Annotated in this window: 28 protein-coding genes; 27 read left to right on the top strand and 1 reads right to left on the bottom strand. The window is 30.6% G+C overall.

From position 1 onward, the window contains the following. Positions 1 to 65: 65 nt before the first annotated feature. From B5S50_RS08465 to trsS, 11 genes are all read left to right on the top strand, one after another. A complete protein-coding gene (locus B5S50_RS08465; RefSeq protein WP_217303583.1) occupies positions 66 to 1,070 on the top strand; it encodes a HEPN domain-containing protein in 1,005 nt (334 codons plus the stop codon). A 970-nt stretch (positions 1,071 to 2,040) separates the two neighbouring features. Then, entirely contained in the window at positions 2,041 to 2,535 is a 495-nt protein-coding gene (locus B5S50_RS08460; RefSeq protein ID WP_217303582.1) for a DUF1643 domain-containing protein, read from the top strand. A 793-nt stretch (positions 2,536 to 3,328) separates the two neighbouring features. Continuing rightward, on the top strand, positions 3,329 to 3,538 hold the full coding sequence (locus tag B5S50_RS08455; protein WP_242872178.1) for a hypothetical protein: 210 nt from the start codon (positions 3,329 to 3,331) through the stop codon (positions 3,536 to 3,538). 76 nt (positions 3,539 to 3,614) lie between these two features. After that, positions 3,615 to 3,743: a hypothetical protein gene (locus B5S50_RS21805; protein ID WP_275507591.1), complete on the top strand. Its 129-nt coding sequence runs from the start codon at positions 3,615 to 3,617 to the stop codon at positions 3,741 to 3,743. Beyond that, positions 3,730 to 4,023, top strand: a complete 294-nt coding sequence (locus B5S50_RS08450; protein WP_254306737.1) for a GNAT family N-acetyltransferase — start codon at positions 3,730 to 3,732, stop codon at positions 4,021 to 4,023. Before B5S50_RS21805 ends, B5S50_RS08450 begins: the two co-directional genes overlap by 14 nt. Positions 4,024 to 4,148: 125 nt before the next feature. Continuing rightward, complete coding sequence (locus tag B5S50_RS21800; RefSeq protein WP_275507590.1) at positions 4,149 to 4,271, top strand: hypothetical protein; 123 nt, start codon at positions 4,149 to 4,151, stop codon at positions 4,269 to 4,271. 634 nt (positions 4,272 to 4,905) lie between these two features. Beyond that, positions 4,906 to 6,159 (top strand): transposase, encoded by a 1,254-nt coding sequence (locus tag B5S50_RS21550; protein ID WP_254306610.1) that lies wholly within the window; start codon positions 4,906 to 4,908, stop codon positions 6,157 to 6,159. A gap of 423 nt (positions 6,160 to 6,582) precedes the next feature. Continuing rightward, complete coding sequence (locus B5S50_RS08440) at positions 6,583 to 7,110, top strand: GNAT family N-acetyltransferase (protein ID WP_065079781.1); 528 nt, start codon at positions 6,583 to 6,585, stop codon at positions 7,108 to 7,110. A gap of 99 nt (positions 7,111 to 7,209) precedes the next feature. Continuing rightward, entirely contained in the window at positions 7,210 to 7,914 is a 705-nt protein-coding gene (locus tag B5S50_RS08435; protein WP_065079780.1) for a hypothetical protein, read from the top strand. 532 nt (positions 7,915 to 8,446) lie between these two features. Beyond that, positions 8,447 to 9,544: a GTP-binding protein gene (locus B5S50_RS08430; RefSeq protein ID WP_065079779.1), complete on the top strand. Its 1,098-nt coding sequence runs from the start codon at positions 8,447 to 8,449 to the stop codon at positions 9,542 to 9,544. Between the two features lie 38 nt (positions 9,545 to 9,582). Next, on the top strand, positions 9,583 to 10,950 hold the full coding sequence (gene trsS / locus B5S50_RS08425; protein WP_217303581.1) for a radical SAM (seleno)protein TrsS: 1,368 nt from the start codon (positions 9,583 to 9,585) through the stop codon (positions 10,948 to 10,950). Between the two features lie 171 nt (positions 10,951 to 11,121). On the opposite strand, the gene B5S50_RS08420 is transcribed toward trsS, so the two are convergent. Then, a complete protein-coding gene (locus B5S50_RS08420) occupies positions 11,122 to 11,727 on the bottom strand; it encodes an HDIG domain-containing metalloprotein (protein WP_217303580.1) in 606 nt (201 codons plus the stop codon). Between the two features lie 389 nt (positions 11,728 to 12,116). Here B5S50_RS08420 and B5S50_RS08415 point away from each other — a divergent pair, with 389 nt between their 5' ends. The 16 genes from B5S50_RS08415 (at position 12,117) to B5S50_RS08345 (ending at position 25,852) form a co-directional block, all read left to right on the top strand. Further along, positions 12,117 to 13,571, top strand: a complete 1,455-nt coding sequence (locus B5S50_RS08415) for a hypothetical protein (RefSeq protein WP_217303579.1) — start codon at positions 12,117 to 12,119, stop codon at positions 13,569 to 13,571. A 274-nt stretch (positions 13,572 to 13,845) separates the two neighbouring features. Continuing rightward, positions 13,846 to 14,640: a molybdate ABC transporter substrate-binding protein gene (gene modA / locus B5S50_RS08410; protein WP_065079775.1), complete on the top strand. Its 795-nt coding sequence runs from the start codon at positions 13,846 to 13,848 to the stop codon at positions 14,638 to 14,640. Between the two features lie 18 nt (positions 14,641 to 14,658). Beyond that, entirely contained in the window at positions 14,659 to 15,468 is an 810-nt protein-coding gene (locus B5S50_RS08405) for an ABC transporter permease (protein ID WP_217303578.1), read from the top strand. Positions 15,469 to 15,488: 20 nt separating this feature from the next. Continuing rightward, a complete protein-coding gene (locus B5S50_RS08400; protein WP_254306736.1) occupies positions 15,489 to 16,028 on the top strand; it encodes an ATP-binding cassette domain-containing protein in 540 nt (179 codons plus the stop codon). After that, positions 16,025 to 16,195 carry a hypothetical protein gene (locus B5S50_RS21545; RefSeq protein ID WP_254306735.1) on the top strand — a complete coding sequence of 57 codons (171 nt, stop codon included), beginning with the start codon at positions 16,025 to 16,027 and terminating at the stop codon, positions 16,193 to 16,195. The genes B5S50_RS08400 and B5S50_RS21545 overlap by 4 nt, the downstream gene beginning before the upstream one ends. Positions 16,196 to 16,228: 33 nt before the next feature. Then, a complete protein-coding gene (gene modD / locus B5S50_RS08395; protein WP_065079772.1) occupies positions 16,229 to 17,074 on the top strand; it encodes a ModD protein in 846 nt (281 codons plus the stop codon). A 269-nt stretch (positions 17,075 to 17,343) separates the two neighbouring features. Beyond that, complete coding sequence (locus B5S50_RS08390) at positions 17,344 to 17,868, top strand: FmdE family protein (protein ID WP_065079771.1); 525 nt, start codon at positions 17,344 to 17,346, stop codon at positions 17,866 to 17,868. 3 nt (positions 17,869 to 17,871) lie between these two features. Beyond that, positions 17,872 to 18,690 carry a class I SAM-dependent methyltransferase gene (locus tag B5S50_RS08385; RefSeq protein WP_065079770.1) on the top strand — a complete coding sequence of 273 codons (819 nt, stop codon included), beginning with the start codon at positions 17,872 to 17,874 and terminating at the stop codon, positions 18,688 to 18,690. Between the two features lie 30 nt (positions 18,691 to 18,720). Next, the gene (locus B5S50_RS08380; RefSeq protein ID WP_217303577.1) at positions 18,721 to 19,788 is read left to right on the top strand and encodes an iron ABC transporter permease; all 1,068 of its coding nucleotides are present in this window, start codon (positions 18,721 to 18,723) and stop codon (positions 19,786 to 19,788) included. Continuing rightward, positions 19,785 to 20,537, top strand: a complete 753-nt coding sequence (locus B5S50_RS08375) for an ABC transporter ATP-binding protein (protein WP_065079768.1) — start codon at positions 19,785 to 19,787, stop codon at positions 20,535 to 20,537. The genes B5S50_RS08380 and B5S50_RS08375 overlap by 4 nt, the downstream gene beginning before the upstream one ends. 14 nt (positions 20,538 to 20,551) lie before the next feature. Beyond that, on the top strand, positions 20,552 to 21,655 hold the full coding sequence (locus tag B5S50_RS08370; protein WP_217303576.1) for an iron ABC transporter substrate-binding protein: 1,104 nt from the start codon (positions 20,552 to 20,554) through the stop codon (positions 21,653 to 21,655). A gap of 228 nt (positions 21,656 to 21,883) precedes the next feature. Further along, positions 21,884 to 22,300, top strand: coding sequence for an MOSC domain-containing protein (locus B5S50_RS08365; protein WP_217303575.1), 417 nt, complete (start codon positions 21,884 to 21,886; stop codon positions 22,298 to 22,300). A gap of 233 nt (positions 22,301 to 22,533) precedes the next feature. Next, positions 22,534 to 23,643 carry an iron ABC transporter substrate-binding protein gene (locus tag B5S50_RS08360; RefSeq protein ID WP_217303574.1) on the top strand — a complete coding sequence of 370 codons (1,110 nt, stop codon included), beginning with the start codon at positions 22,534 to 22,536 and terminating at the stop codon, positions 23,641 to 23,643. A gap of 299 nt (positions 23,644 to 23,942) precedes the next feature. Then, the gene (locus B5S50_RS08355; protein WP_217303573.1) at positions 23,943 to 24,566 is read left to right on the top strand and encodes a DUF1847 domain-containing protein; all 624 of its coding nucleotides are present in this window, start codon (positions 23,943 to 23,945) and stop codon (positions 24,564 to 24,566) included. Between the two features lie 113 nt (positions 24,567 to 24,679). Next, positions 24,680 to 25,414, top strand: coding sequence for a DUF364 domain-containing protein (locus B5S50_RS08350; protein WP_217303572.1), 735 nt, complete (start codon positions 24,680 to 24,682; stop codon positions 25,412 to 25,414). Positions 25,415 to 25,483: 69 nt separating this feature from the next. Beyond that, a complete protein-coding gene (locus B5S50_RS08345; protein WP_065079762.1) occupies positions 25,484 to 25,852 on the top strand; it encodes a NifB/NifX family molybdenum-iron cluster-binding protein in 369 nt (122 codons plus the stop codon). The last annotated feature ends 262 nt before the right edge of the window (positions 25,853 to 26,114 follow it).

The following is a 26,114-nucleotide window of genomic DNA, read 5'->3' as shown; positions in this document are numbered from 1 at the left end:
TTATTACTGGTACGGAGCTATGCTCCGTACTGGATTCTTTTCCGCGAAATAATCAAATTTATCATATGCCAAAAGTGTTTATTTGTAATGTAGGTAATGAAAAAATTGAATTTACATATAAGCTAAATGCTAAAAGTGACTTTCTTAGCAATTTTACAATGTACCAATATGAATTCGTATCTTTTAAATTTTTTGAAAAAGTATATTATAAAAATGCTCTTGATAGAATATGGGATTTTGCTAAATTGCTTACGTTGTGTATTGGAAAGAGGGTATCCCCACTTTCAATAACCAGTAAAAATGAAAGTGGTCAAAAAGTTGAATTTATTTATCCGGCAAGTAATATAATGGATAAAGAAGTAATTAAAGAACATGATATATGTATTAAGTTCTCATATATTAGAGATATTTTTGAAAATGTTATAAATAATTGGAAAGTTAAAAAGGATAAGTTAGAACCTATAATTGACTATTTTGTTGATGCTTATGAAAAAGTATTTATGGTACCTACATCTTTTTTAAAAGTTATCCAAGCTATTGAAGCTTATTCACGAAGAATGAGAAAGAATGCAGTGTTACCTCAAGCAGAATTTGAAAAAAAGGTACAGAATATTTTAGAAAAAGTTGAAAGTAGCGAAGATAGAGAATTAATAAAGAGCATATTATCAAATGAACCAAGATTGAGAAAACGATTAGCAGAATTATTTAATGAAACTAATTATGTCTTTGATATTTCATCAAAAAAAAGAAAATTGTTGATATGTGAAATCGTTGATACGAGAAATTATTATACTCATTTTGATAATAAATCTAAATATAAAATATTAGAGCCTGAAAGGATGTTTTATGCATCAAGTTTTATGAAATTAGTATTAAGAGTACTTTTAATGCAGGAATTGGGCATGAGCAAAGAACTAATAAAAAGTAGAATGAAAGAAGATCAGGAATTAATATATATAAAGCAGGGTTTGCAACTTATAGAACCTATTAGTCAATTTAATATGACATTTATACCTGATGATAAGAAACAATCTAATCCATTAAATGAAAAAAATAAATCCAAGTGTTAATTTAACTAATTTGTATGTAATTATTCATATAATAGATAAATAAAAATTTAAATTATTTTATACCTAAGCCGTCCTTATGCCTGCCCTGCAAAGGGCATGTATAAGGTGGACTAGCCCTGGGCTTGTCAAAGGCGTCAATCGTGCGTGAAAAATTCAATTTAATTAAATACTTTGTGCGTAGAGGGAAGACCCCAGAGGAATACACCGGCAGTACAGTTAAAACAGGAACTTTTTATGAATTATTAAGGAAGCACTTTATCCGCAGGAAGCCTTCCTTTTATTTTTTTGCAGGAATCTAACTATCATAAGGCTGACGAGGACTAAAAAAGTGCTGGTGCTTGAAGAAAATATACAGCGGTTTATTATTTCAAGAACACATAAGTGAAATTAGAAGTGTGTCTACAGTAATATTTATATATATAACAATTCTTATTAGTGATAAGGGAAAAGTTATAGCATTATATTTTAAATTTATACATATATGTTTATGGTATTTTTATTTTGTGAAAGTATAAAAACTCATTTTATAAAGATATAGGAGCGGTGTTTATTTAAAACGCTGTGTAAAAGAATTTATATAATTTGCCTTTGGACTAGCCTTTGTTTTGAACGCTGCAGGGTTAGGTTTTGCATATAACAGATGTTTTACTTTAAGTGATTATTGATGCAGTAACTAAGCGAAAAAGAAAGTGCTTGTCCAAAGCTTCCTTGCGAGGAAGTCCGAGCCTATTATGAGACAGAGAAGCATTACTTCCTGGGATTGGGGCGGAGCATCCCATTAAAATTAAAGGCACTTGCCAAGCTTTTTGTCTGAGTGTGCGAAGAGTTAAAGCTTGGCCAGTGCTTCAGTTTCTGAAGGTTAATATTTATCTAAAGATTGATTAAACAATATGAAATTTTTATGAACTTGTAGTGTTATTTTAGGAGTAGATTTTAAAAATTAGTCTTTATTTATAATGAGGTGATTAAATTGAAAAAAATAATTAAAGGTGCAGTTATGGATCAAAGCGGAAAGTATAGGTATAGCTTGTGGAGGATCTGGAATAAAAACAAGCCCAGAGCAACATTTATTATGCTTAATCCGAGTACAGCAGATGATAAGATCGATGATCCTACGATAAGAAGATGTATAGGATTTGCGAAATCATGGGGATGCGGCTCTATACAAGTAGTTAATTTATTTGCTTTTAGGGCTACAAATCCTAAAAGCTTACGTACTACTATTAATCCAGTTGGTCCTGAAAATGATAAATATATTATTGATGCTTTAAAAGAGTCTGATTTTATAATTGCAGCTTGGGGAACAAAAGGCTCTCTGTTTAATAGAGATAAAGAACTTATTAGAATTTTAGGAAATAAATATAAATTAAAATGTCTTGCGATAACTAAATATGGCTATCCTAAACATCCGTTATATGCTAAATCGGATATAGCACCAGTCAATTTTAAAATTTATCAGGGATAGAGATGTAATACAAATAATTTATGAAGATATGTTCAGTTTTTTATCTGAGTATGAAGTTATTCTCTAAGGTGTGAGAAAGGATCACATTATAAAAAATATAGGAAAGTTAAAAAAATATTTCGGAGATGAAGCAGAAAAACTTATTCAATTATCTTATATGTAAGTCCACATAGTGGAATAAATTATGTAACTATATTCCACAAAATTATAGAGACTTATACTCAAATCTGTAACACAACCGTAACACAACCGGGGGAGAAAAGTAATGCATTTAGGTTTTATTAGAAGGACAAGCTATGTCTGGAGAGCGTTGATATATAAAGGCTTATAAACTTGTATAATTTTAACATAATGTCCATTCTATTACACCGTAGGTTGTAGGTTCGAGACCTACTACCCCTGCCATATATCAATGCTTTCACGATTTCGTGAAAGCATTTTTTATGCTTCTTCAACTCTTCCATTATATTTAGAGGTACAGGTATAGTCCTCTTACTGCTTTTGGTTTTAGCCCCTTGTTCTATTATTGCAGTTTTATTTTCCACTGAATTTCCTATATTAATTTTAGATACTCTTTTAAAATCTATGTCAGACCACTTAGGGGCTACTACTTCGCTTATCCTCAAACCTGTTCCGAGTACTAATATAAATAATGCCCATTTTTATGATTTTGTATATAAGAATGTTCATACAAATTATAATTTGGCGTTAAGGAGGTTAAAAGAAATGGCAAGAGGAATTTAGAATTTCCCGAATTAATAAGAGAGAATATGAAGCATATGGGGAGAGAATCATGGAAGGCGGCGATATGTATGAAGAACATTGCCGTTTTCTTGATAATTCAGCAAGATATGATACCGACGGTTCTCCATGTATGCGCACACATACACAATGGGCTAATTCGTTACCCTGTAAAGTACTTCGACTAAATGGAGATGAAGATTTAAATAAGAATACTGAAATAATAGTTTATGAATATTTGAAGCAGGATTTTCAAGGATAAGTTTATTGGGAATTTTGATGTGAAAATTCCAATTTAAGATTGAATATTGTAAATAGTACTTTAGAAAGGATAATCTATGATAAAGCAGGCAAAAGAACATGATACTTTAGTGATTGAGGAGATATTATTAGATGCAGTGATGTGGATGGAAAAAAATAAATTGCAGAATCAATGGAATGCCTGTGGGATGTATGGCTATAACTGATTTAGACACAAAGTATTGGCCTGAAATTTCAAAAGAAAAGTCACTTTATATACATAAGTTGGCTGTTAAGAGAGTGATTGCAGGTAAAGGTGTCTCAAAAGAACTTATCAATTTTGCCAAAAATTTATCATTAAAAAATGGTATTAATTCACTAAGATTAGATTGTAATTTACAAAGAAATAAATTGAGGATGTTATATGAAAATGAAGGTTTTATATATGAAGGTAAGAAGAAGTCAAAAAATAATTATGATATGGCACTATATGTATGGCATATATAAAATTTTGCTTAACTATAAATTCCAATTTAATGAGGTGAAATAAATGAGCATAGAAGCAATTTATAATAGGAGGAGTATACGAAAGTATAAATCTAAAGAAATATCAATAGATAAGAAATTATACCTTGGAAGATATAAATAAAGAATCATATGAAAGATATAGAAAAAGTTTTCAGAGAGACAGCGGGCTTGCAGTTGATGGCATTTTGTTGGAGTTAATACATGGAATAGGTTGTTTGGATAAGTAAAGAAGGTTGGTGATGCCAGCTTTTTTTATGATATCACATCAAAAAAGTAAGCTTTATTTATATTTTCCTATTTTTATCATATATAAGAAGATACAGAAGCATATATATCCCCTGCACTTCCAAGTAAGCTTAATAATAGCTCCCTTCGGATTAACCAGATTTTTTATTTTATCTGTCTACTCTAAAAGGAGCATGTCAAAGTGTATATCCTCCTAAAATGTATTTTTTATAATCTTTACCTACTTTATTGTATTATTTGGGTTTAATTGAAAATATCTATATTCTTCATAAGATTGGCCACAATTATCTTGTTCAATAAGATTTATAGCTTTACTATCTGTATTATAACTCCATGAGTAACCAGTTAAAATATTTTCCTCTATTGTGAAATAAAAATTATACAGACAAATAAAAATTGTATTGATGATTTGAATGAAAGTGAATCAGCAGAAGTTTAGCACTTAAAAAATTTTTAGGACGGTAGTCCTTTGGATTATAAAGTCTTATGAATATTTACAGTAGAAGTAATAGATTCCGATTTTTACTGGAAATTATACGGAAAAAATTTGCATAATAAAAGCATCCTTTTTATAATGGTTTTGCTGAAAACTAAAAATAAAAGGATGCTGATAAAATGAGTAAAAGTTATTTAAAACAATTACTTACTTATATTAATAAAGTATATGATATAGGTGAAAAAATCAATAGTTTAAAAGATAAAAGAGTAAAATCTCCAGTAAAAGTTTCAACAATAGTTTTCGTAGTGTTATTTGGATTCATGCTTCAAATAAGAAGTTTCAATAGATTAGAACATTGGATTGAAAAGAATAAATTTAAAAAAGTGTTACCTAAAAATACTAAAATGCTGCACATTGACGCAGTCAGGCGGTGTTTAAGTAACTTTGATATGGATGGCTTGAAAAACATTCATATCAGCATAATAAAAACAACTATAAAAAACAAAGTATTTCGAAATGGTACTATTGATGGTTTAAAAGTAGCTGCCATAGATGGTGTAGAGTTATTTGAAAGTACTAAAAAATGTTGCAATAAATGCCTTTCTCGAGAGAATAGAGATGGAACTACCCATTATTTTCATAGATCTGTAGTGTGTGCAACAGTAGGATCAGACCCACATATTATTTTAGGTCAAGAGATGCTTGAACCTAAAAAAGATAGTTCAAGTAAAGATGAAGGTGAAATTACGGGTAGTAAACGACTAATTAAGAAGTTATATAAGAAGTATCATCATTTCGCTGACATCATAGTGGCTGATGCTCTTTACTGTAAATCTACTTGGATAAAAGAAGTTCTTTCTATAGGAATGGATGCATTGGTAAGAGTAAAAGATGAAAGGCTGCACATTGTAAAAGATGCATTAGCCCTATTTAAATGCCGGGAGGCAGATAAAGATTGGACTGTAAAGGAAAATGTAAATACCTATAGAAAGATTAAAGCGTGGGATGATGATAATTTTCAAATGTCTGATTCAAGTATAGAAGTAAGATTCATAAAATTTATAGAAGAAATTCATACTGGAGATAAAGCAGAAATTAAAGAAGAATGGATCATAACAACAGATAAATTTATATCAGTAGAAACTTTATGGAAAATAATGCATAAAAGATGGGATATTGAAAATAATGTATTTCATCAGTTGAAAACTGAATGGCATTTAGATCATTGTTTTCTTCACAGTTCTACAGGGGTAGAGACAGTTTTAATGTTTATGATACTAGCATTTAATTTAATGCAGTTATATTTTTTTAGGTGTATCAGAGGTTTTAGGAAGAAAAAAATGCTCCAAATAGATATTATTGAAGATATAAAAGATGAAAGATTTACTATAGAAGATGATTGGGATAATCCACTATTCATAAAGACGTAATTTTAAAATAAAAACTGGAAACTTTGCATTAAGATTTTTAGGGGTAGGGGAGTGTATAACAATTTTTACGATCTACCGGTTTAAGGGCTTACCAGACCTTTAAATAAGTGTAAAAAAATATAATTCCAGTAAAAATAAAATTTTCACTGGAATTTAGGTGCTAAATCTCTGGTGAATCAGAATTTGTGTTGCTTTTTTGTCTGAATATGGTATAATGAATTATCCTTATCAGAGGACTTGTAATCAAAAGATTATTTAAGTGGGATAAGATCCGAAAAGATCTTGTTCCACTTTTTTTCTAGTCCAATATACTATCTTAACAACATCGTTGATTGTATTTTGCCGTGCTTATTACGAAATTGGAATTAAAAAAACAGAATATAACTCAAGTAAAAATTAGAAGTTAAAGGAGATAATTATTAAATGCATTTGAAAACAGATAGATTGATAATTCGTGATTTTGATAAAAAAGATGCTGCGGGATTGTATGAAATCCTTGAGCACCCACCTGTACATTGTTTTCTGAGTGAAAAATTAGATTCACTTGATGAAGCAGAAAAAGAAGTGGAGCGAAGATGCAAAGAAGGTGAAGACTTCGCTGTTTGTTTGTCTGATACAGATTCAATTATCGGGGATCTTTTTGCCATAAAAGAGGAGCCTGATACATATAGTGTCGGATGGAATTTCAACTTAAAATATGGCAAGAGAGGTTATGCAACTGAAGCGGCAAAAGCGTTAATCGACTACTTCTTCAATAACGGTGCAAGGAGAATATATGCTTATGCTGAAGACGATAATATTCCGTCCCAAAAGCTTTGTGAGCGACTTGGAATGAGAAAAGAAGGACTCTTTATGGAATTTATATCTTTCGTGAACAACCCGGATGGGACTCCGCATTATGAAAACACCTACCAATATGCTATTCTGAAAAGAGAGTGGATAGAGCCATAAATTCCAATTTAAGGTTTGAAATAGTAAATTAGTAATTTGTAATACAGATTATAAAAAAATTACGACCTAATTTTTTTAATTGAAAATTGAGAGTTGAGAATGTATGACTTAATAAAAGTTTGGGATGATGGAACAAAAACTTCTAAAGAAATAACAGGAACTGTTTCTGGTGAAAGTTCGGTTTCAATTCTAGGGGAAGATCCAACGTATGATGGTGTACCTGCTAATGTAGGTAACCAAATACCACCTGTAAATATTAAAAGTTTTGTGGTAAAACCAGTAGTTGATTGTGATTGGAATTGGTCAGATTATAAATATAATTTGAGTTTTACTCTTATTAAGAATCTAAGTAATGGTCAAATTGAAGAAAATCAAGAATCTATATCAATAGATCCTTCAACAACCTATACTTATACTGCAAAGGATGGTAGGTCACCAGACTATTCACAAGACTTTACATTTACTGCACCAGCAGCACCAACTCCGGTTGTAACTAATGCTTTAGTAGAACCTAGCAGTATTAGTTCTAAATGGACTGGGAATAATGCTAACGGAGGAAATGTTCAGGAAAATTATACTTTAACTTATAAAATTAATGGTCAATCCTTCTCTAAATCTTTAAGCACCAACTTTATAAATGGTACAGGATACAGTGACCAAAATTTACTCTATACAGTAACATTTAATGGTGAAGATGTGAATGTAAGTTATACATTGCCATATATTCAGCCAGCTTCAACAGATATTAATACCTCTAATTCTGGTTCTGGTAGTAATGATAATAATGGCAAAGGATCACACTAATAAACAGTTTGAATTTAGAAATATATAAAGGATTTATTGATTTGCAGCAAATAATTTTATAAAACACTGTATTATTCAAATTTGAATTTTACAGTGTTTTTTATGTTTATATTCTCCAAAAAAATAAAACAAATTGGAACAGGATAGAATAAAATAACAAAAATCTGTATGTAGTTATTTATGGTTAAAATTCATAAAAAAGTAGACTTACTAATGCATTACAATTTATTCCAAGCCTATATCAAAAGAAGAAAAATGCAAAGTATATCTAAAGACTCCATGTTTGGGAAAATTCTGAATAGATATATATTGACATTAGATACAAAAGCGGTATACTTATAGATAATATTAGATATAGTCTAATAAGAGATTTAATCTAATTAATAATTAAAAAATGTCCGTGTAAAGATAGCAATCTGGAATGGAACTAATTTCTGTCCAGCAAAGCGAATTTTTAAAATTAATGAAGACGATTGTAATTACTCAAAGTATGAGATATTAAATATCTAAAAAAATTGGAAGGATGGATAAAATGAAAAAAAATAAATTTATGGTTGTCAGTGGATTTTTGGGAGCTGGAAAAACAACAAGCATGATTGCATTTACCGAATATATAAATAAAAATATTGGAAAGGCTGCTATTATAGCTAATGATTTAGGTGCTAAAAATCTTGTTGATGCTGGTTATACATCAACAACAGGGTGTTCAGTAACAGAAATTGCTGGAGGTTGTATTTGCTACCAGACAGAAAACCTGGTAGATAAAATTAGAAGACTGCGAGATGTGGAAAATGCAGATATTGTGATGTCTGATATTCCAGGTTGTGGTGTAGGTGCATTAGACCATGTTTATCATAAATTAAATAGTGATTATGGTGAAGAATTTGAGTTAGCACCATTTATGGTTATTGTAGATCCTGAAAGACTGCGAATGATTATGCCGGAGAAAGCAGATATAAATTTACCTGAAGAAATGATATATTTACTAAGTTCTCAACTTGAAGAAGCAGATTGTATTGTATTAAATAAGATTGATCTTTTGACAGATGATGAAATTGAAAAATATTTGAGCTTTCTTAGAAAAGCTTGTCCTAATATCCCCGTATTTGCTATTTCAGCAAGAGAAAATAAAAATATTAAGGAAGTTGTGGAATACTTTATGTCACATGAATCAAAGCTTAAAGTTGTTGATATAGGTTATGGTGGGGATGAGTTTTTAGCAGCAGAAAGTAAACTTAGTTGGTATAACCGCCGATTTTTTCTCAAAGCAAAGGATGGTAAGGAATTTGACTGTAATGCGTTTATTGATGATTTTATTGAATCGATACGTATGAAACTTGTCAAAAACAAACGTAATGTTCCTCATCTTAAAATATTTGCTGTTGGCGGCGAAAATGATTTTGGAAAGGCATCCTTGCTTGGAATTGATTATAAAACAGAATATGATAAAAAAATACAGAAAAAATATAATAAACTGCGTGTTGTTATAAATATAAGAGCAGCTTGTGAGTCACAATTGTTAGCTGCATTAATTGATGAAGCTCTTAAAGAAGTGTCAGAAATGTATAAAGTTGATTATCAAGTATTTTTTACAGAATGTTTTGGGATGATGGATGAAGGAAAAGAATAAACAAAAATATTTATGTATTATGATTTGGAGGAACTATCATGAATGAAGCTGCGAATGTAATTCATATAACCGAAAGTTTATGTCCAGTATGTTTAAAAAAAATACCTGCAAGACATGTTTCAATAAATGGAGATATCTATATGCAGAAAAATTGTGATGAGCATGGAGATTTTTCTACGATTATCTGGAGAGGGCAAGATGAACCTTGTTATACTTCATGGAAAAAGGATAAATGGCCCATATACCCTCAAAAATGTTTGACTGAGGTAGAAAAGGGATGTCCCTATGATTGCGGTTTATGTGCTGAACATAGACAGCAAACCTGCTGCGCTTTGTTGGAGGTAACTCAGCGTTGTAATTTGAATTGTAATGTATGCTTTGCCAGCAGTGGAGGAAAAGCTCAAGATCCATCTTTTGATAAGATAAAGGAGTGGCTTAAAGTCCTTGTAGAAGCTGGAAGACCTTTTGTCCATATTTCAGGAGGAGAACCTACAGTGAGAAATGATTTACCTGAAATAATTAGAATGATAAAGGAGATGGGCTTTCCGTATATACAATTAAATACAAATGGACTTCGTTTATCACAAGAACCTGAATATGTAAAAATACTAAAAGAAGCTGGATTATCTTCAGTCTTTATGCAGTTTGATGGAACGAAAGATGATATATACAGGCAGCTTAGGGGACGAAACCTTCTTGCTGAAAAAGAAAATGCTATTAAAAACTGCGGCGATAATAATCTTGGAATTGTGCTGGTACCTACAATAGTTCCAGGAGTTAACGTGGACAATATTGGAGATATAGTAAGATTTGGACTGTCAAGAGCTCCTGATGTTAGAGGAATTCATTTTCAACCTGTAAGTTATTTTGGTAGATATCCAGCTTCTCCTTCCGACAATCAACGTATAACTTTGCCAGAGGTATTAAGGGAAATTGAAGGGCAGACAGGAGGTAATTTTAAGGTTGAATATTTTGCACCATCAGGTTGTGATCATGCACGCTGTGGTTTTCATGGAGATTTTGTAGTAATGCCTGATGGCAGTGTAAAACACTTAACAATTAGAAAAGAGGGATGCTGCTGTAATAGCAAAACCGATTCTTCTGGGGTTGAAAAAAACAGAAACTTTGTAATGCGAAGATGGGTAAGGCAGAGTTCTCAAAGCAATCAAAGTTTGAATAAATCTAATGTTAAAATGGATGAAATGGATATTTTTATTGCTCGGCTCAAATCTCATGGTTTTACTATTACTGGAATGGCTTTTCAGGATTGCTGGAATATTGATCTTGAAAGGCTGCATGAGTGCAGTTTACATGTAGTAAGTCCTGAGGGCAAGATTATTCCGTTTTGTGCATATAATGTCACGAGCATAGAGGGTAAATCACTTTATAGGGGAAATGTTCAATAGTTAAAAAGAAGTTAAATTGATGAATCTTCTTATTTAATGCAGCAATTAAAAAATGATATGCTCCCCTTAAAGCACACAGGTTAAAAATAAAAGTCTGTTAATGGAAATGGGGGATCATATCAAAAAACTGTACGGCTTTTTTATTTGAAATGACATATTAAAAAAATAAAATTATTTGCATTTTTGGAGAAACTGATTAAGGGTATGTTTCTCTTTTTCTCTATCGCTATTTAATCTTCCAATTCTATCGCATAAGCCTAGTAAAGCCACTTCATGGATATCTGTGTGCTCTTTCATACCCTGTATATCTGCAAAGGGCAAATTATTTACTACAAAGAGTATTTGCATGTGGTACCTGATAAGTTCGCAAACTCCTTCAATGAAGTCTTTATCTTCTGTAAAAAATAGCAAGAATTCTTTTGATAGAGTTGCTCCAACCTTATCATGGTCATAGGAGGTTATTTTACCCTTTCTGTCCTTGGTTGTAGAAGGTTTTCCAATATCATGAAGCAGTGCTGCCCACATAAATACTTTTTCATTTTTACTTTTTGATTTTACCTTTGCTGCTTCATCTACTACAAGTAGAGTATGGTTCCAAACGGTGCCTTCTGGATGATATTTTGGAGATTGCTTTGTATCATTCAATTTGTAGAGCATGTCAAATGGATGCTGCTTAAATGACGGAATATTATATATCTCTTTTAAATAATCCGATGGTTTGGAATCGTGCAGCAAGTGATATTCAATATTGAGGTACAGTCCATTCAAACTCATCATCTTTTAGTGTTGGAACCTAAGGCCTCTTTTTTTGTATTATGATTTTGATTCTGGTTATTATTATGGGCAGAATTAACCGTATTGCTTAACTTTTCTTGTATGTTTTTGGATTTTGTGTTTTCGTTTTTTTTACTTTTAGACATATGTTTCACCTCTTTAATCAGTATTCCAATATGAAAGATATTTATTCTAATGCCAAACCTTTAGAAAAGAGAGTAATGTTATTCCACAATATAGGAAAATATTAAATGTTTGACATACAGATTGGCAGCGTTTATACTTATATAGGATTTTTAACATAATGTAAACTAAATTTGATAATTATGAGAAAACCAAAAGGGACAGAAATCTCTTTTTATTAACAAACAATTTATATGGGGATGTGACTTATGCCTAGATCGAGGAGAACAAAAAGAATTAAGAAAAATAAAAAATTTAAGGCTGTAACTTTAATTTGTTTTATACTAATAATTTTAATTGCTTGTTTTTGCAACTATAAATTTCACTTTCAAAAAAAATTGACTAGTTCTGTAGCAGTATCATCTAATGCAAATTCTCATAAAAGTAAAAAAACTCAGGATGCTATACCTAAAAATGCATTAAATTCAATTCCTGAAACTACTGATTCCCAAAATAAAGATTTGAGGAAGTTTCCATATCCCTACAGTTCTATGCTTGCTATATGTTCTGATATTGATGATGGAACATTGGAAGAATTTAAAACCTATCATAAATTTTTAAATACCAAATCTCAGACATCATATGGACAAGGACTAGGATTAGATATTGGAGATTCCTTCTGGATGTATATGGGTGATAATACCGACTCTGTAGTTGATGTTCATGGAAGACATAACGTGAAAAGTATAATGACATTTTTTAATGGGACAAGTCAAACTGAAAAACACAATGCTGATGAAATAACTCACTATATTAAGTCAGGATGGATAGATTGTATCCATACTTTTGGAGATTTTTCAACTGAAAATCAAAGAGGTACTCTTTTTAATAGAAATTTGGCTGAAAACGCATGGAACGTTTTAAATTCTGAAAATTTAAAACAAACGGTATGGATAAATCATGGTAATAAAGCTAATAAACAAAATTTTGGTGCATATGGTACTGGAAAATTTATGAGTTATCAACAAGGGGACAATCCTAAATCACCTTACTATCATACAGATATAACTTTAAAAAGTGGTATTAAATATGTTTGGGATTCATGGTCAGATGACAAATTTGGACACGATTATCCACTCTACGAAATTTCATTGAGAGATGGAAGAAAAGTGTGGGGATTTCATAGGTATACAAATGATTTAGTAAATAATAAAATAGATTGGATTTGGACTCCTAAATATATTCACAGACAGCTTACAAAAGCCAATCTTGACAGTATAGTAAATAATAAACAATATAGTATAGTGGCACAACACCTGGGTATTGACACAGAAGATTTATTTACACAAGATAATATAAGTTCACTGAAACTATTAAAAGAATATCAGGACAACAATAAAATAATTGTTGCGAAAACTTCCAGAGTTTTAAACTATGCCAATATTCATAAGTACTTAACCTATCAGAAATTAACTCAAAACGGCAAAACTTATGTTAATATAACTTCTATAAGTGATCCTATATTTGGAAGATACATTCCTACAATTGATGATATAAGAGGAATTACTTTTTATTGTGATAATCCTAAAAATACAGTGCTATTAATAAATAAATCTAAGATAGATAATGATAATTTAGAAGTAAACCCTAAGGATGAAACAGGTAAAGCAAGTATATCTATAAAGTGGTTTAAACCGGATTACAAAGATTACACACAGCAATGAAGCTTTAAAAAAATTTTTGTATATAAGTTAAATTTTATTTAAATTACACATAAAATAGTCCATATTTTAAGTTAAAGTATGGACTATTTTCTATTAACATAGATATTGAACATAATTGATTTAGTGTTATGTTTTTGATACAATCAACATAAGTAGACAAAAAGTAATAATAAGAATTAATTAAATTTAGTATTGATTAGTTTTGATTGATTTTATCATGAAATTACTTTAATGTTTACTTAAAACAAATAAAATAGTATGGGGGATGAAGTCTTTGAAAAAAAACAAAATGTTAATGTTGGTTTTAAGTTTATTACTAGTGTGCGGTATGTTTATAGGATGTGGACAGAAACAGCAAAGTACTAATACGAATGACACAGATAAAAAGACATTACTTATTTATTGCGCTGCAGGAGTAAATAAACCAATGGAGGGAATAGCTAAAGAGTTTGAAAAGAAATATGGAGTAAAAGTTCAGTATACCTATGCTAATTCTTCAGAACTTATAAGTCAGATGGAAGTTTCTAAAAAGGGAGATCTTTGTGTATTAGCATCTAAGGAAGATTATGAAACAGCAAATAAAAAAGGTTTGGTTTTAGATAGAAAAGATTTAGTATACCATGTGCCTGTAATTGCTGTACCGAAAGGAAATCCTGCAGGCATTAAAACTTTAAATGATTTTACAAAACCTGGAGTTAAGGTAATTTTAGGAGATTCTAAAACTTCTCCATTAGGTAAACTCGCATCTAAATTATTTCAAAAACAGGCTATAGAGAGTCAGGTAAAAAATAATGTAGTTTCTACAGTTACTACAGTAAATGAAATGGTAACGTTTGTTTCCATGAAAAAAGCAGATGCATCTATTATGTGGGAAGATAATGCTTTAAATGCGTCTAAAAGCATAGATTTAGTACAAATTCCTAAAGATCAAAATTTGATTAAGACAGTACCTATAGCTGCATTAAAGAGTTCTAAAGATAAAGAATTATGCAATAAATTTATAAGTTTTGCTTTATCAGATCAAGCAAAATCAATATTTATCAAGTATAATTTAAAGCCTATTAAATAGGAATTAGAGGTCTTAAGTATGTCAAAAAATAATTATAAAGACATTCTTTTTAAAATTTATATATTTCTTTTTATAAGTATATTTACGGTTTTTATAACTCTAACCATATTTGTGGTTTTTCAAAAAAGTTTTCCTAACTTAGCATCCATTATTATGGACAAAGAAATACAATTTGCAATTAAATTGACATTATATACATCTACAATATCTACTATAATTTGTTTGATATTTGCCGTACCTATAGCTTATGGACTTGCCAGATATGATTTCTTTGGCAAAATGATTATAAATTCTATAATACAAATATCAAATTCAATTCCTCCAATTGCAGCAGGAATTGCTTTGCTTATGTTATTTAGCACAAAACAGGTTGAAGATATAATAAATAAGTTGGGTTTAGACCCAGTGTTTTCGGTTAAAGGAATTATACTAGCCAACTTTTTTATCAATGTTCCGTATATGATACGAATTTTAAAGGGTACTTTTGAAGATGTGAATCCGAGACTTGAGTTTGTAGGTAGAACTCTTGGGTGCAGCGTCTGGGGAGTGTTTTTTAAAATAACAATTCCTTTAGCTAAAAACGGATTGATTTCAGCTATAATAATTACGTGGATAAATGCACTTGGGGAATTTGGAACCGCACTCATGCTAGCAGGTGCTATTAGAATGAAAACGGAAACCCTGCCAGTAGCTATATTTTTAAATTTGTCAGTAGGAAACCTGGATAAGGCTTTAGCTGCTGCCACTATACTTATAATTATATCTATAATTTGTTTATTTGCATTTGAATGTGTGCAAAAATGCAGTACAAAAAAAGTTAATTACTAGAATTTCATAAGGAGGCTAATATGCTTAGAGTAGAGCATATTTACAAAAAACTTGGTGATTTCGAACTTTGTGATATAAGTTTCGAAGTACTAGATGGAGAGTATTTTGTAATACTAGGGGCTACAGGAAGCGGAAAGACTGTTGTTTTAGAAACTATTGCAGGTGGGTGTGATATTGATAGGGGAAAAATATATATAAATGATGTTAACATAAATAATATTCCGCCGGAAAATAGAAATATTGGATTTGTATATCAGGATTATTTGTTATTTCCCCATTTGTCCGTTAGAGAAAATATATTATTTGGATTAAAGACAAAGAAAATGGATAAAAGTATTATGGATGAAATTTTACAGAAAATAAGTTCAATGCTAAATATAGAACATTTACTGGACAGAAGGCCATTTACATTAAGCGGTGGAGAACAGCAAAGGGTTGCTTTTGCAAGGGCTGTTGTGACTACACCAAAGATACTACTCCTTGATGAAATAAGCAGTGCTTTGGATCCAGGTACTAAGAAAAAATTTCAACATAACTTAAAAAAATGCATAGAGAATTGAATACTACAACTATTCAGATAACCCATGATTTTAATGAAGCAGTATACCTGGCAGATAGAATAGCAATTATGGGGAATGGGCAAATTTATCAAATAGGCACTGCTGATGAAATATTTAATCATCCTAAATCAAAGTATGTGGAAGATTTTATAGGTCATGGTTTGTGATAAAAATGTTTTAACAGAGGGGAGACGTTACAAGTGTATATTTCAGATGAACTCATTGACAAATTTATTAAAGAAGATGTTCCTTATATTGACTTAACTACTTTAGTTTTAGAAATTGGTAATAAGAAAGGTAAGATACAATTTTTTTCAAGGGAAGATGGGGTACTATGTGGAACAGAAGAAGCGGCAAAAATATTTAGCAAATTAAATATACAATTGACAAAAATAAAATCTTCCGGCAGTTTAGTAAAGAAAAATGAGGTCTTTCTTGAAGGAAAGGGCAGCGCCGGTGACTTACATATGGCATGGAAAATCTGTCAAAATATTATTGACTACAGTTCTGGCATTGCTACTAAAACAAGGAAATTAGTTGATAAGGTAGCTAATATAAATCCAGATGTTTCTGTTATAACTACAAGGAAAAACATACCAGGCACTAAAGAATTAGCTATAAAAGCAGTTGTTTCAGGGAGAGGTTTTCCTCATAGATTAGGATTATCGGAGACTATACTTATTTTCAAACAGCATTTAAATTTTTTAGGCGGCATTCATGAATTAGCTAAGATGATTAAGAAAATTAAAGGTAAGGTTTGTGAAAAAAAAGTAATAGCTGAAGTTGATTCACTAGAGGATGCAGTTGAACTTTGTAAAAATGGAATTGATGGAATTCAATTTGATAAGGTTCCCTGCGATAAATTAAAGGAAAATGTAAGTATTCTGAAAGATATTAATCCATCTATGGTTATATTAGCTGCTGGTGGAATTAATGAAAGCAATATTGAGGATTATGTTGAAACAGGAATTGATGCTATTGTAACAACCTGTGTTTATTATGCAAAACCTATTGATATAGGATGCAAAATAGAACCTATAATATAGATATTTCTGTTTTAGATTAGTCTCATAATGATGCTATCATATCATTGTGAGACTAATTCTGTATCATTATAATAAAATCAGCTTTTCATTTTTATCTAACTTCAATTATAATCTGTTAGAAGAAAATTTAAAAAACTTGGTTTTAAGCAGTATTTTTGTCTTATGCCAAGAATTCTGCTTGTTATAATATATACATTTCTAATCTATATATCATATTTTGGCTTAAAAATTGCTTGTATAATTTAAATAATTGAAAGGGGAGATTATTGATGAATAAAGAATTATGGAATAAATGTATACAATTTCATGGACATGAGTGTCCGGGACTTGCCATAGGATTTAAGGCATGTGAGGCAGCAGTAGAAAAAATGAATTTGAAATTTTCATCTGATGAAGAAGTAGTATGCGTTACTGAAAATGACGCTTGTGGTGTTGATGCAGTACAAGTTATAACAGGATGTACTTTAGGAAAGGGCAATCTAATATATAGGGGTACTGGTAAAATGGCTTTTTCATTTTTTAACAGAGAAAATGGAGACAGCATAAGGGTAGTTTTAAAACAATTTAAGGACGAAATGAGTAGAGAAGAAAGAGAAAGGTATATTTTAGAATCACCGGTAGATGAAGTATTTGAAATAAAAAAACCTAAGTTTGAGGTTCCCAAAACTGCAAGATTGTTTAATACAGTTATTTGCGATAAATGTGGAGAAGGTGTTCCAGAGAATAAAATTAGAATGAGTGAAGGAAAGAAACTTTGCTTGGATTGTTTTGAAGAATATACACGAGGGTGGTAAAGAATGGACATAAACTTTTTTTCTAATTTGTGGAGTATTTCAAAGAAATCATATGATATGGAAGAAAAATTTTGGGATGAAAGGGCTGAAGAGTTTAATAGCAAAGATATAGAGGAAAAGGAGAGTAGAGATTTTATCTCTATACTAGAATTTATTGAAGCAAGTAAAAATAATAAATTTAAGAACGTATTGGATATAGGATGCGGTACAGGATTTTATTCTAGAAAGTTTTCGGAAATATCTGAATGTGTTACTGCAGTAGATATTTCTGAAAATATGCTTAAGTATGCCAAAAAAAATTCAAAGGAAAAGTGCAGAAATAATGTAAAATTTGTAAAAAAGGCATGGCCAGACTTAAGTTTAGGAGAATTTAAATGGAAAGAAAAATTTGATTTGGTTTTTGCATCTATGACACCAGCTGTAGATAGCTGTGAAGATCTTATAAAAATGATTGATTGCGGGACAAACTTGTATTTTTTAAGTGGATTTGTAGAGAGAAAAGACAGCTTAAAAAATGAAATTTCTGAAATAATTTTAGGATGTCATAATGATAAACCCTATGGAAACAAAATGTATAGTGCCCTTAATATATTATGGAATATGGGCTATTATCCAAAGATAAGTTATGTAGATTCAGATTGGAGTAAAAGTCAGCCTGTAGATCAATTTTATAAAAAATCTTTACTTAATTTTGGAAGAAAAAAGTCTTTAACAGAAGAAGATAAAGTTTTAATTAGAGATTACATAGAAAGCAAGGCAGTAAATGGGATTGTAGAAGAAAAGGTAACTTCTAAAGTGGCATGGTTTTGTTGGAAAAAGTAGCAGTGATGTATAAAATAAGCAAAGGAATTGATGAAATTGAAAGAAGAGATACATGAAAATTACGAAAGGTATACAGGAAGAAAAAAGATTGTAATTTTATTTGTACTATTGCTAATCATAATATTTTCCTTATTTTCTATATGTGCTGGTTCATCAAATATTAAACCGTACCAAATTTTAATGACTATTTTTCAAAATGGGGATGGGTTATCCAACGTTGTAATTTGGAATATACGTCTCCCAAGAGTTTTAGCTGCTATTATAGCAGGTGCAGGTCTATCTGTTGCGGGATGTGTAATGCAAAGTAATTTAAGAAACCCTCTTGCATCACCGTCAACTTTAGGAATATCCAGTGCTGCAGCTTTTGGTGCAAATATTGCTATTATAGTATTTGGAGCAGGAAGCGTTAAAAGTACCGGTAGTGATGCAGTGCTTATAAATAATCCATACATAGTTACTATTTGTGCATTTTCCTTTTCCATGCTAGCTACTGTTGTTATTTTAATGATTGCAAAACTCAGATCTCTTTCCTCAGAAGCAGTACTCCTTGCCGGAGTAGCTATAGGGTCACTTTTTTCTGCGGGTATTACACTTGTTCAGTATTTTGCCCAGGATGTTCAGGTAGCAGCTGTTGTATTTTGGACATTTGGTGATCTTGGACGTGCTTCTTGGAAAGAGGTAATTATAATGGCAATTCTTATTATAGCATCAGTGATTTATTTTGTTATAAGGCAATGGGATTATAATGCTATGGACAGTGGAGAAGAAGCTGCGAATAGTCTTGGAGTGAGTGTAGAAAGAGTACGCTTTGGCGGAATGTTTGTTTCTTCTTTAATCACTGCAGCAGCAGTTTCTTTTCTAGGTATTATAGGATTTATAGGACTTATAGGACCTCAGATAATGAGAAGAATTATTGGAGGGGATCACCGTTTCTTGATTCCGGCATCTGCACTTATGGGATCACTTTTACTTCTTGTTTCTGATACCCTTGCAAGAACCATAATTTCACCTATAATACTACCTGTTGGTGCTATTACGTCTTTTATGGGAGCACCTATGTTTTTATATTTGCTTATGAGGGGGTATAAGAGAAAATGATTTTATCTGTAAAGGGGCTTACTTTTAAGTATCCAAGTAGATCTGTTCTTAAAGATATTAATTTTTCAGTAAAAAAAGGGGAATGTCTTGCGATCTTGGGGACAAATGGAGCAGGAAAATCCACCCTCCTTAAATGTATAAATCATATATTAAAGGCACAGTCCGGTACTGTATTAATCGAAGGTAATGAAATTTTTAAGCTTAGTCCCATAAAGCTTGCTCAAAGGATAGGCTATGTTTCCCAGCAGCAGGTAAGTGTTAGGACTACTGTTTTTGATTCGGTGCTTTTAGGGAGAAAACCATATATAAAATGGAATATTTCAAAAGAGGATATTGAAATAGTGAATAAGGCTGTTAAAGCGCTTGGACTTGAAGATTATTCTTTAAGATATTTGGATGAGTTAAGTGGCGGTGAATTACAAAAGGTTGTAATTGCAAGGGCACTTGCCCAGAAGCCAGAGGTGCTTCTTTTAGATGAACCTACAAGTAATTTGGATTTAAAAAATCAACTTGAAGTCATAAGAATTATTAGGGAAATAGTTAAGACTCAGCAAATTGCCGCCGTAATGATAGTACATGATCTAAATCTTGCTATAAGATTTGCAGATAAATTTGTTCTATTAAAAGATGGGAGTATTTTTGCTGCAGGTGGAAGGGAAGTAATGACGCCTGAAAACATTGAAAGCGTTTATTCTGTTTCAGTAGCTATTGAAAAATATAGAAATACTCCTGTAGTTGTACCACTATAAAGGGAGAGGTTATTATGTATAAAAAATTTTCATGCATGATGGTTGCCATGTTATTCTTAATTACATGTGTATTTAGTGGCTGTGGCAATAAGGGAATATCTAAATCATCTGAGAAACCAGAAAAAATAAATTTAACTGATATGGATGGAAGGAAAGTTACTATTCCTGCAAATATTAGGCGTGTAGTGGCTATTGGATCAGCAATGAGATTATATTGTTATGTTAATGGTATAAATGAACTTGTTGGTGTAGAAAAGGCACAGCAGACAAGTTCTGACGGACGACCTTACATGCTTGCAAATCCTGGACTTAAGAAATTACCTGTAATAGGACCTGGATTTCCGGCAGATCCTAATCCTGAATTAATCCTTAATGTAAAACCTGATGTAATTATTGCTGGAGATATTGTTGATAAATCAGGGGCTGAAGAACTGCAAAATAAGACAGGAATTCCTGTAGTAAATCTTACCTGTGGAAATAATGTAGTATTTGATCAAAAAATGTATACTGCATTGAAACTTATAGGTAAGGTTATAGGAAAAGAAAAAAGAGCTAATGATATAGTAGATTATATGGAAAATTGTAAGAATGATTTAAGCAAGCGAACTAAAGACATATCAAATGAGGAAAAACAGAGTGTGTATGTTGGTGCACTTTCCATGAAAGGAACTCATGGTATTGAAAGTACATCAGCCAATTATCCTCAACTTGAAATATTAAATGCTAAGAATGTGGCAGATGAAACTGGGAAAAGTGGATCAGTTATGATTGACAAAGAAAAACTTTTAACATGGAATCCTCAAAAAATAATTATTGACGAGGGTGGATATACTTTAGTACAGCAAGATTATAGAAAAAACTCCAATTTCTATAATTCCCTTTCTGCAGTAAAAAATGGAGAATTATATGGTCAATTACCCTATGTTGCCTATTATAACAATATAGACACTGCATTGGCGGATACATATTATCTTGGTAAAGTTCTCTATCCTGAAAAATTTAAAGATATTAATCCAGAGAAAAAGGCCGATGAAATTTATAAGTTCCTTCTTGGAAAAGAACTTTATTCTCAAATGGCAAAAAATTATGGAGGATTTAAAAAGTTGACAATTAAATAATTGAATAGGTTGATAAACACAAAATAAGCTTATATTGTAGATGTTTCTATAATCACAATATAAGCTTATTTTTTAACTGAAATTAATTGATTTGTTAGAATTTTTTTGATATTGTTATATATAGGTAAACAAAACATATATTGTTCAAGATAATTTAGATAAGAAGTATCAAATTAAATACTATGTAAAATATATTAAATAAAAATTTAAATACGGAGGCAGAGTTTAATGGGAAAAGTAGTTTCTTTAAATATTAGTGAAAAAAGAGGAACTGAAAAAATTCAAGTTCCCTCAGTTAATGTCATTGAAAAATATGGTATTGAGGGGGATGCACATGCAGGAAATTGGGATAGGCAGATAAGTATATTACCTATAGAGGCTTTGGAAAAGGTTCCTTCTGATAAAGTTGAGGAAGTTAAGAAAGGTGGATTTACTGAAAATATTACTATATCAGGTATTCCGCTTAATAATCTTGGTGTTGATAGTTCAATTCAAATTGGAGAAGTTGTAATTAAAATACTTTATATAGGAAAAGATAAATACAAAGAATATGGGAGGCCTTATATAGTTAGTAGAGAAGGTAGATTTGGCATAGTAGTTAAAGGTGGGAAAATAAATGTTGGTGATCCTGTAGAAGTTATTTAGTTTTATAATGATAAAACGTTCTCAAAATGAAATATATATTTTGTCAAAATGATATTGTTTTAATAAGAACAATATCATTTTTTATATACATTTTTATTACAAGCTTATCCTATCCAATGGCTACCGGCTCCAATACTTCAGCGTACTCTATTTATAGTATATTAATTTAAAAATTGGTATAAAAATTGCTGATTTATTTAACTAATATATTAAATTAGGGAAGGGGATAAATTATGCATAGGAAAATTTCAAGCTTATTGCTTGTAACCGTATTTATAATAACGTTTTTATTTGCAGGATGTTCTTCTAAATCAGCTGAAACTTCAGGTTCAAAATCTGAAAAGATAACTGTAACAGATTTAGTTGGAAGAAAGGTTACATTAAATGCAAAGGCAAACAAAGTTGTAGCCATTGGACCAGGGGCATTGAGACTTTACTGTTATATAAATGGTTCAAAAAAGTTAGTAGGTGTGGAACAGATGGAAAAAGGTAAAGCTGTAGGAAAGCCATATATGATGGTAAATCCTGAAATTAAGAAACTTACAGTTATAGGTCAAGGTGGACCTAATAATTCACCAGATGCTGAAAAAATACTCTCTGTTAAACCAGATGTAATTTTTTCTACTTATTCCTCAGACAAATCGTCTGCTGATGAGTTACAATCTAAAACAAATATACCTGTTGTAGTCGTAAGTTATGGAAAACAATCTACTTTTGATCCTGATGTGTATAATTCTTTACAAATTATTGGCAAAGTTACTAACAATGCAAATAGAGCACAGCAAGTAGTTAACTATATGAAAAATTGTAAAAATGACTTATATAAAAGAACTAAAGATGTTCCTGAAAATAAAAGGCCAAGTACATATATTGGAGCTGTAAGTATGAAAGGTTCTCATGGTATTGAAAGTACTCAGGGAAATTACTCACTGCTTAAGGCTGTAAACGGAAAAAATGTAGTGGATGAAACAGGAAAAACAGGCACAGTCATGATAGATAAAGAAAAACTTCTTAAATGGAATCCAGAAAAAGTTTTTATAGATGAGGGAGGACTTCAGGTAGTACAGGAAGATTATAAAAAGAATCCTGATTATTATAATAATCTTTCTGCAGTCAAAAATGGTGAAGTGTACTCACAGATGCCTTATAATTTTTATGATACAAATATTGAAACTGCCATGGCAGATGCATATTATTTAGGCAAAGTTCTGTACCCTGAAAAATTTAAGGATATTGATCCAGTAAAGAAAGCCGATGAAATTTATAAGTTTATTCTTGGAAAAGAAGTTTATTCACAAATGGCAAATAACTTTGGTGGATTTAAAAAAATAACTTTAAAATAATAGGGTTTGTTGTAAGTTAAAAGTAAACTTTTGCACATATAAAATTTTGACTTAATATAAAAACTTTGCAAAACATTTTTTAGAGGACAATTGACAGAGGACATAGGACATTGAAGGTAAGTTTTCTTCCTTATGTCAGAAAACTAATTCATTTTTTTAGGCTTGTTTTGCTAATGCAAAACAAGCTTCAAATTTATATAAGTTAGCAATATTTTTAAGTTGGAATTGATATATAATTAGCATATGCTATAATTATATATAGGGTACAAAAATTAATGAAGAAAGCTTGAGGTGGGAATATGTATACTTGTGCTATGTGCAGTGAACATTATTGTAAAAAAGGAGAACTTGATAAATTGCCTCTTAATTGTCCATGCAATGAGAAAGAGGAACAGGATAAAATAAAAAAATTATATTCTGAAGATGAAAATTATAAATTGGCACATAATTCGGCATTAGTTGAAGCAGAAGGATATTGCAAAAAAACAAGACTTGAAGAGATAATGGATTTTGCAAATAAATGTAATTTTAAAAAATTAGGAGTGGCTTTTTGTGTAGGGTTAAGTAAAGAAGCAAAAATGTTATGTAAAATATTAAAACATAATGGATTTGAAGTTGATTCGGTGATTTGTAAAAATGGAAGTATACCTAAAGAATTTTTAAACATAAAAGATAGTCAAAAGGTAAGACCAGGTACTTATGAAGCAATGTGCAATCCTATAGGACAAGCTATTTTACTAAATAATGCTAAAACGGATTTGAATATTATTTTAGGATTATGTGTAGGACATGATTCATTGTTTATAAAACATTCTAATGCACCCATAACCGTTTTTGCAGTTAAGGATAGAGTACTTGCACACAATCCTTTAGGGGCTTTATATCTTTCAGATGGATACTATAAAAATAAGTTGTATAAATAATTAATAAAAGTTAATGATATATAGTAAAATTTTAAATGGGGTTTATTTTCACAATTTATAGTATAGTAGCTTATTGAGTTTGAGAATTAGATTAATATTTTGGGGGAATTTAAATGAATAAAAATGAATTTTATACTGATTTATTTCATAATTTTAGAAAACTTGTAGAAGATAATGGACTTTTAAATGATGAAGTAAAAATAACAGGAAGAGCGTTAACTGCAGAAGAAGCCATAGGAAATACTGAAAGAAAAGATTTTCCTATTATAAAAGGAAAAGAAAAGTTACTTCAAGCAGATTTTAAAGGTGCTAAAGGTCAGGCTTTTACAGATATGCCTAATAATTTTCGCGGAAATTTAAAACAAATAATTGAAATGCCTTTACAGACAAATTTTGATACAGCTGTATATATTGCTACTTTAAATGCTGTATGTAGATATTTAGGAATAACGGATAAGACAGTGCATTGTAAAGATGGGGAACCAGAAAAATGTGCTTTAGAGTTAGTGGAATATATAAAAAATAAATATGGGAATCCCAAAATTGCGTTGATAGGATTTCAGCCAGCTATGTTAGAAAATTTAAGCAAAAATTATAAAGTTAGGATTGTAGATTTGGATGCCAATAATATAGGAAAAGTTAAATATGGTGTAACGGTTGAGGATGGAAGTAAAACAATTGAAGACTTATTGAATTGGTGTGATATTGTAGTTGCTACAGGTAGTACTGTAGTTAATAAAACAATAACTAATGTTTTATTAAATAAACCAACTATATTTTTTGGAACTACCCTTGCAGGCACAGCAGCTTTGATGAAACTTGAAAGATTTTGTGCTTGTTCAAAGTAATGAAGAACAATAATTAGTGAAATTTTATATTCATTTTTAGATTAAATATATATAAAGTGAGGGAAAAGGATGAATATTGCAGTGGCAGCGGAGGGTGAAGATTTAAATAGTATAGTATCTGATAAGTTTGAAAAATGTTTATATTTGTTGATTGTTAATATGAATGATTTAAGTATTAAGGCTATAAAAAATGAGGAACGATGTAAAGGTTTATCTCAAAAAAACCTTGCTGATGAGATATTAAAGTATGATTGTGAGGCGTTGATTACAGGTGATATACAATTGATGGCATTTGATATTTTAGCAGATGCCGGAGTAACAAGGTTTTTTGGAGCAGGTTATTCAGTTGAAAAAGCTCTTGAGCTAATGGATAAAAGATCATTAACATTAATTAGAAACTGTAATGGGACAGACAGCTGTAGTGGAAATCACCACTAGCTATATTCATATCAAGAATACCTTTTAAAGAGGATACTTTTTACGTGAACTGAAAATTTTATATCAAGTTAATAAAATCACTCTTTCTTAACAATAATTTTAGATAATGAATTTACAATTATTTGTGCTAAGGAGTACTTTTTTGCAAACTACTAAAGTTTTGTTTGTACAAAACTTAGGTAATTAAAGATATATTTATTAGCTTATAAAATAACTGATGAATCTTAAAAATTGAATACCATTTGACAATAAAAAGAATATT

It is taken from the genome of Clostridium sp. 001, assembly GCF_019056555.1.
Classification (GTDB): Bacteria; Bacillota; Clostridia; order Clostridiales; family Clostridiaceae; genus Clostridium_B; species Clostridium_B ragsdalei.
The sequence above is the reverse complement of the archived record's forward strand: the minus strand, read 5'-3'. Positions and strand labels throughout refer to the sequence as shown.

Excerpts from the sequence above, each read along its gene's own strand:
- B5S50_RS08405 (WP_217303578.1), top strand. The coding sequence starts at position 14,659 with ATGTCAAAAAATAATTATAAAGACATTCTTTTTAAAATTTATATATTT.
- B5S50_RS08400 (WP_254306736.1), top strand. The coding sequence starts at position 15,489 with ATGCTTAGAGTAGAGCATATTTACAAAAAACTTGGTGATTTCGAACTT.
- B5S50_RS08345 (WP_065079762.1), top strand. The coding sequence starts at position 25,484 with ATGAATATTGCAGTGGCAGCGGAGGGTGAAGATTTAAATAGTATAGTA.
- B5S50_RS08440 (WP_065079781.1), top strand. The coding sequence starts at position 6,583 with ATGCATTTGAAAACAGATAGATTGATAATTCGTGATTTTGATAAAAAA.
- B5S50_RS08355 (WP_217303573.1), top strand. The coding sequence starts at position 23,943 with ATGTATACTTGTGCTATGTGCAGTGAACATTATTGTAAAAAAGGAGAA.
- B5S50_RS08390 (WP_065079771.1), top strand. The coding sequence starts at position 17,344 with ATGAATAAAGAATTATGGAATAAATGTATACAATTTCATGGACATGAG.
- B5S50_RS08435 (WP_065079780.1), top strand. The coding sequence starts at position 7,210 with ATGTATGACTTAATAAAAGTTTGGGATGATGGAACAAAAACTTCTAAA.
- B5S50_RS08415 (WP_217303579.1), top strand. The coding sequence starts at position 12,117 with ATGCCTAGATCGAGGAGAACAAAAAGAATTAAGAAAAATAAAAAATTT.
- B5S50_RS08420 (WP_217303580.1), bottom strand. The coding sequence starts at position 11,727 with ATGATGAGTTTGAATGGACTGTACCTCAATATTGAATATCACTTGCTG.
- B5S50_RS08350 (WP_217303572.1), top strand. The coding sequence starts at position 24,680 with ATGAATAAAAATGAATTTTATACTGATTTATTTCATAATTTTAGAAAA.
- B5S50_RS08360 (WP_217303574.1), top strand. The coding sequence starts at position 22,534 with ATGCATAGGAAAATTTCAAGCTTATTGCTTGTAACCGTATTTATAATA.
- B5S50_RS08450 (WP_254306737.1), top strand. The coding sequence starts at position 3,730 with ATGGCTATAACTGATTTAGACACAAAGTATTGGCCTGAAATTTCAAAA.
- B5S50_RS08430 (WP_065079779.1), top strand. The coding sequence starts at position 8,447 with ATGAAAAAAAATAAATTTATGGTTGTCAGTGGATTTTTGGGAGCTGGA.
- B5S50_RS08375 (WP_065079768.1), top strand. The coding sequence starts at position 19,785 with ATGATTTTATCTGTAAAGGGGCTTACTTTTAAGTATCCAAGTAGATCT.
- B5S50_RS21805 (WP_275507591.1), top strand. The coding sequence starts at position 3,615 with ATGATAAAGCAGGCAAAAGAACATGATACTTTAGTGATTGAGGAGATA.
- B5S50_RS08370 (WP_217303576.1), top strand. The coding sequence starts at position 20,552 with ATGTATAAAAAATTTTCATGCATGATGGTTGCCATGTTATTCTTAATT.
- B5S50_RS08455 (WP_242872178.1), top strand. The coding sequence starts at position 3,329 with ATGGAAGGCGGCGATATGTATGAAGAACATTGCCGTTTTCTTGATAAT.
- B5S50_RS08380 (WP_217303577.1), top strand. The coding sequence starts at position 18,721 with ATGAAATTGAAAGAAGAGATACATGAAAATTACGAAAGGTATACAGGA.
- B5S50_RS21550 (WP_254306610.1), top strand. The coding sequence starts at position 4,906 with ATGAGTAAAAGTTATTTAAAACAATTACTTACTTATATTAATAAAGTA.
- trsS (WP_217303581.1), top strand. The coding sequence starts at position 9,583 with ATGAATGAAGCTGCGAATGTAATTCATATAACCGAAAGTTTATGTCCA.
- B5S50_RS08465 (WP_217303583.1), top strand. The coding sequence starts at position 66 with ATGCCAAAAGTGTTTATTTGTAATGTAGGTAATGAAAAAATTGAATTT.
- B5S50_RS08365 (WP_217303575.1), top strand. The coding sequence starts at position 21,884 with ATGGGAAAAGTAGTTTCTTTAAATATTAGTGAAAAAAGAGGAACTGAA.
- B5S50_RS08385 (WP_065079770.1), top strand. The coding sequence starts at position 17,872 with ATGGACATAAACTTTTTTTCTAATTTGTGGAGTATTTCAAAGAAATCA.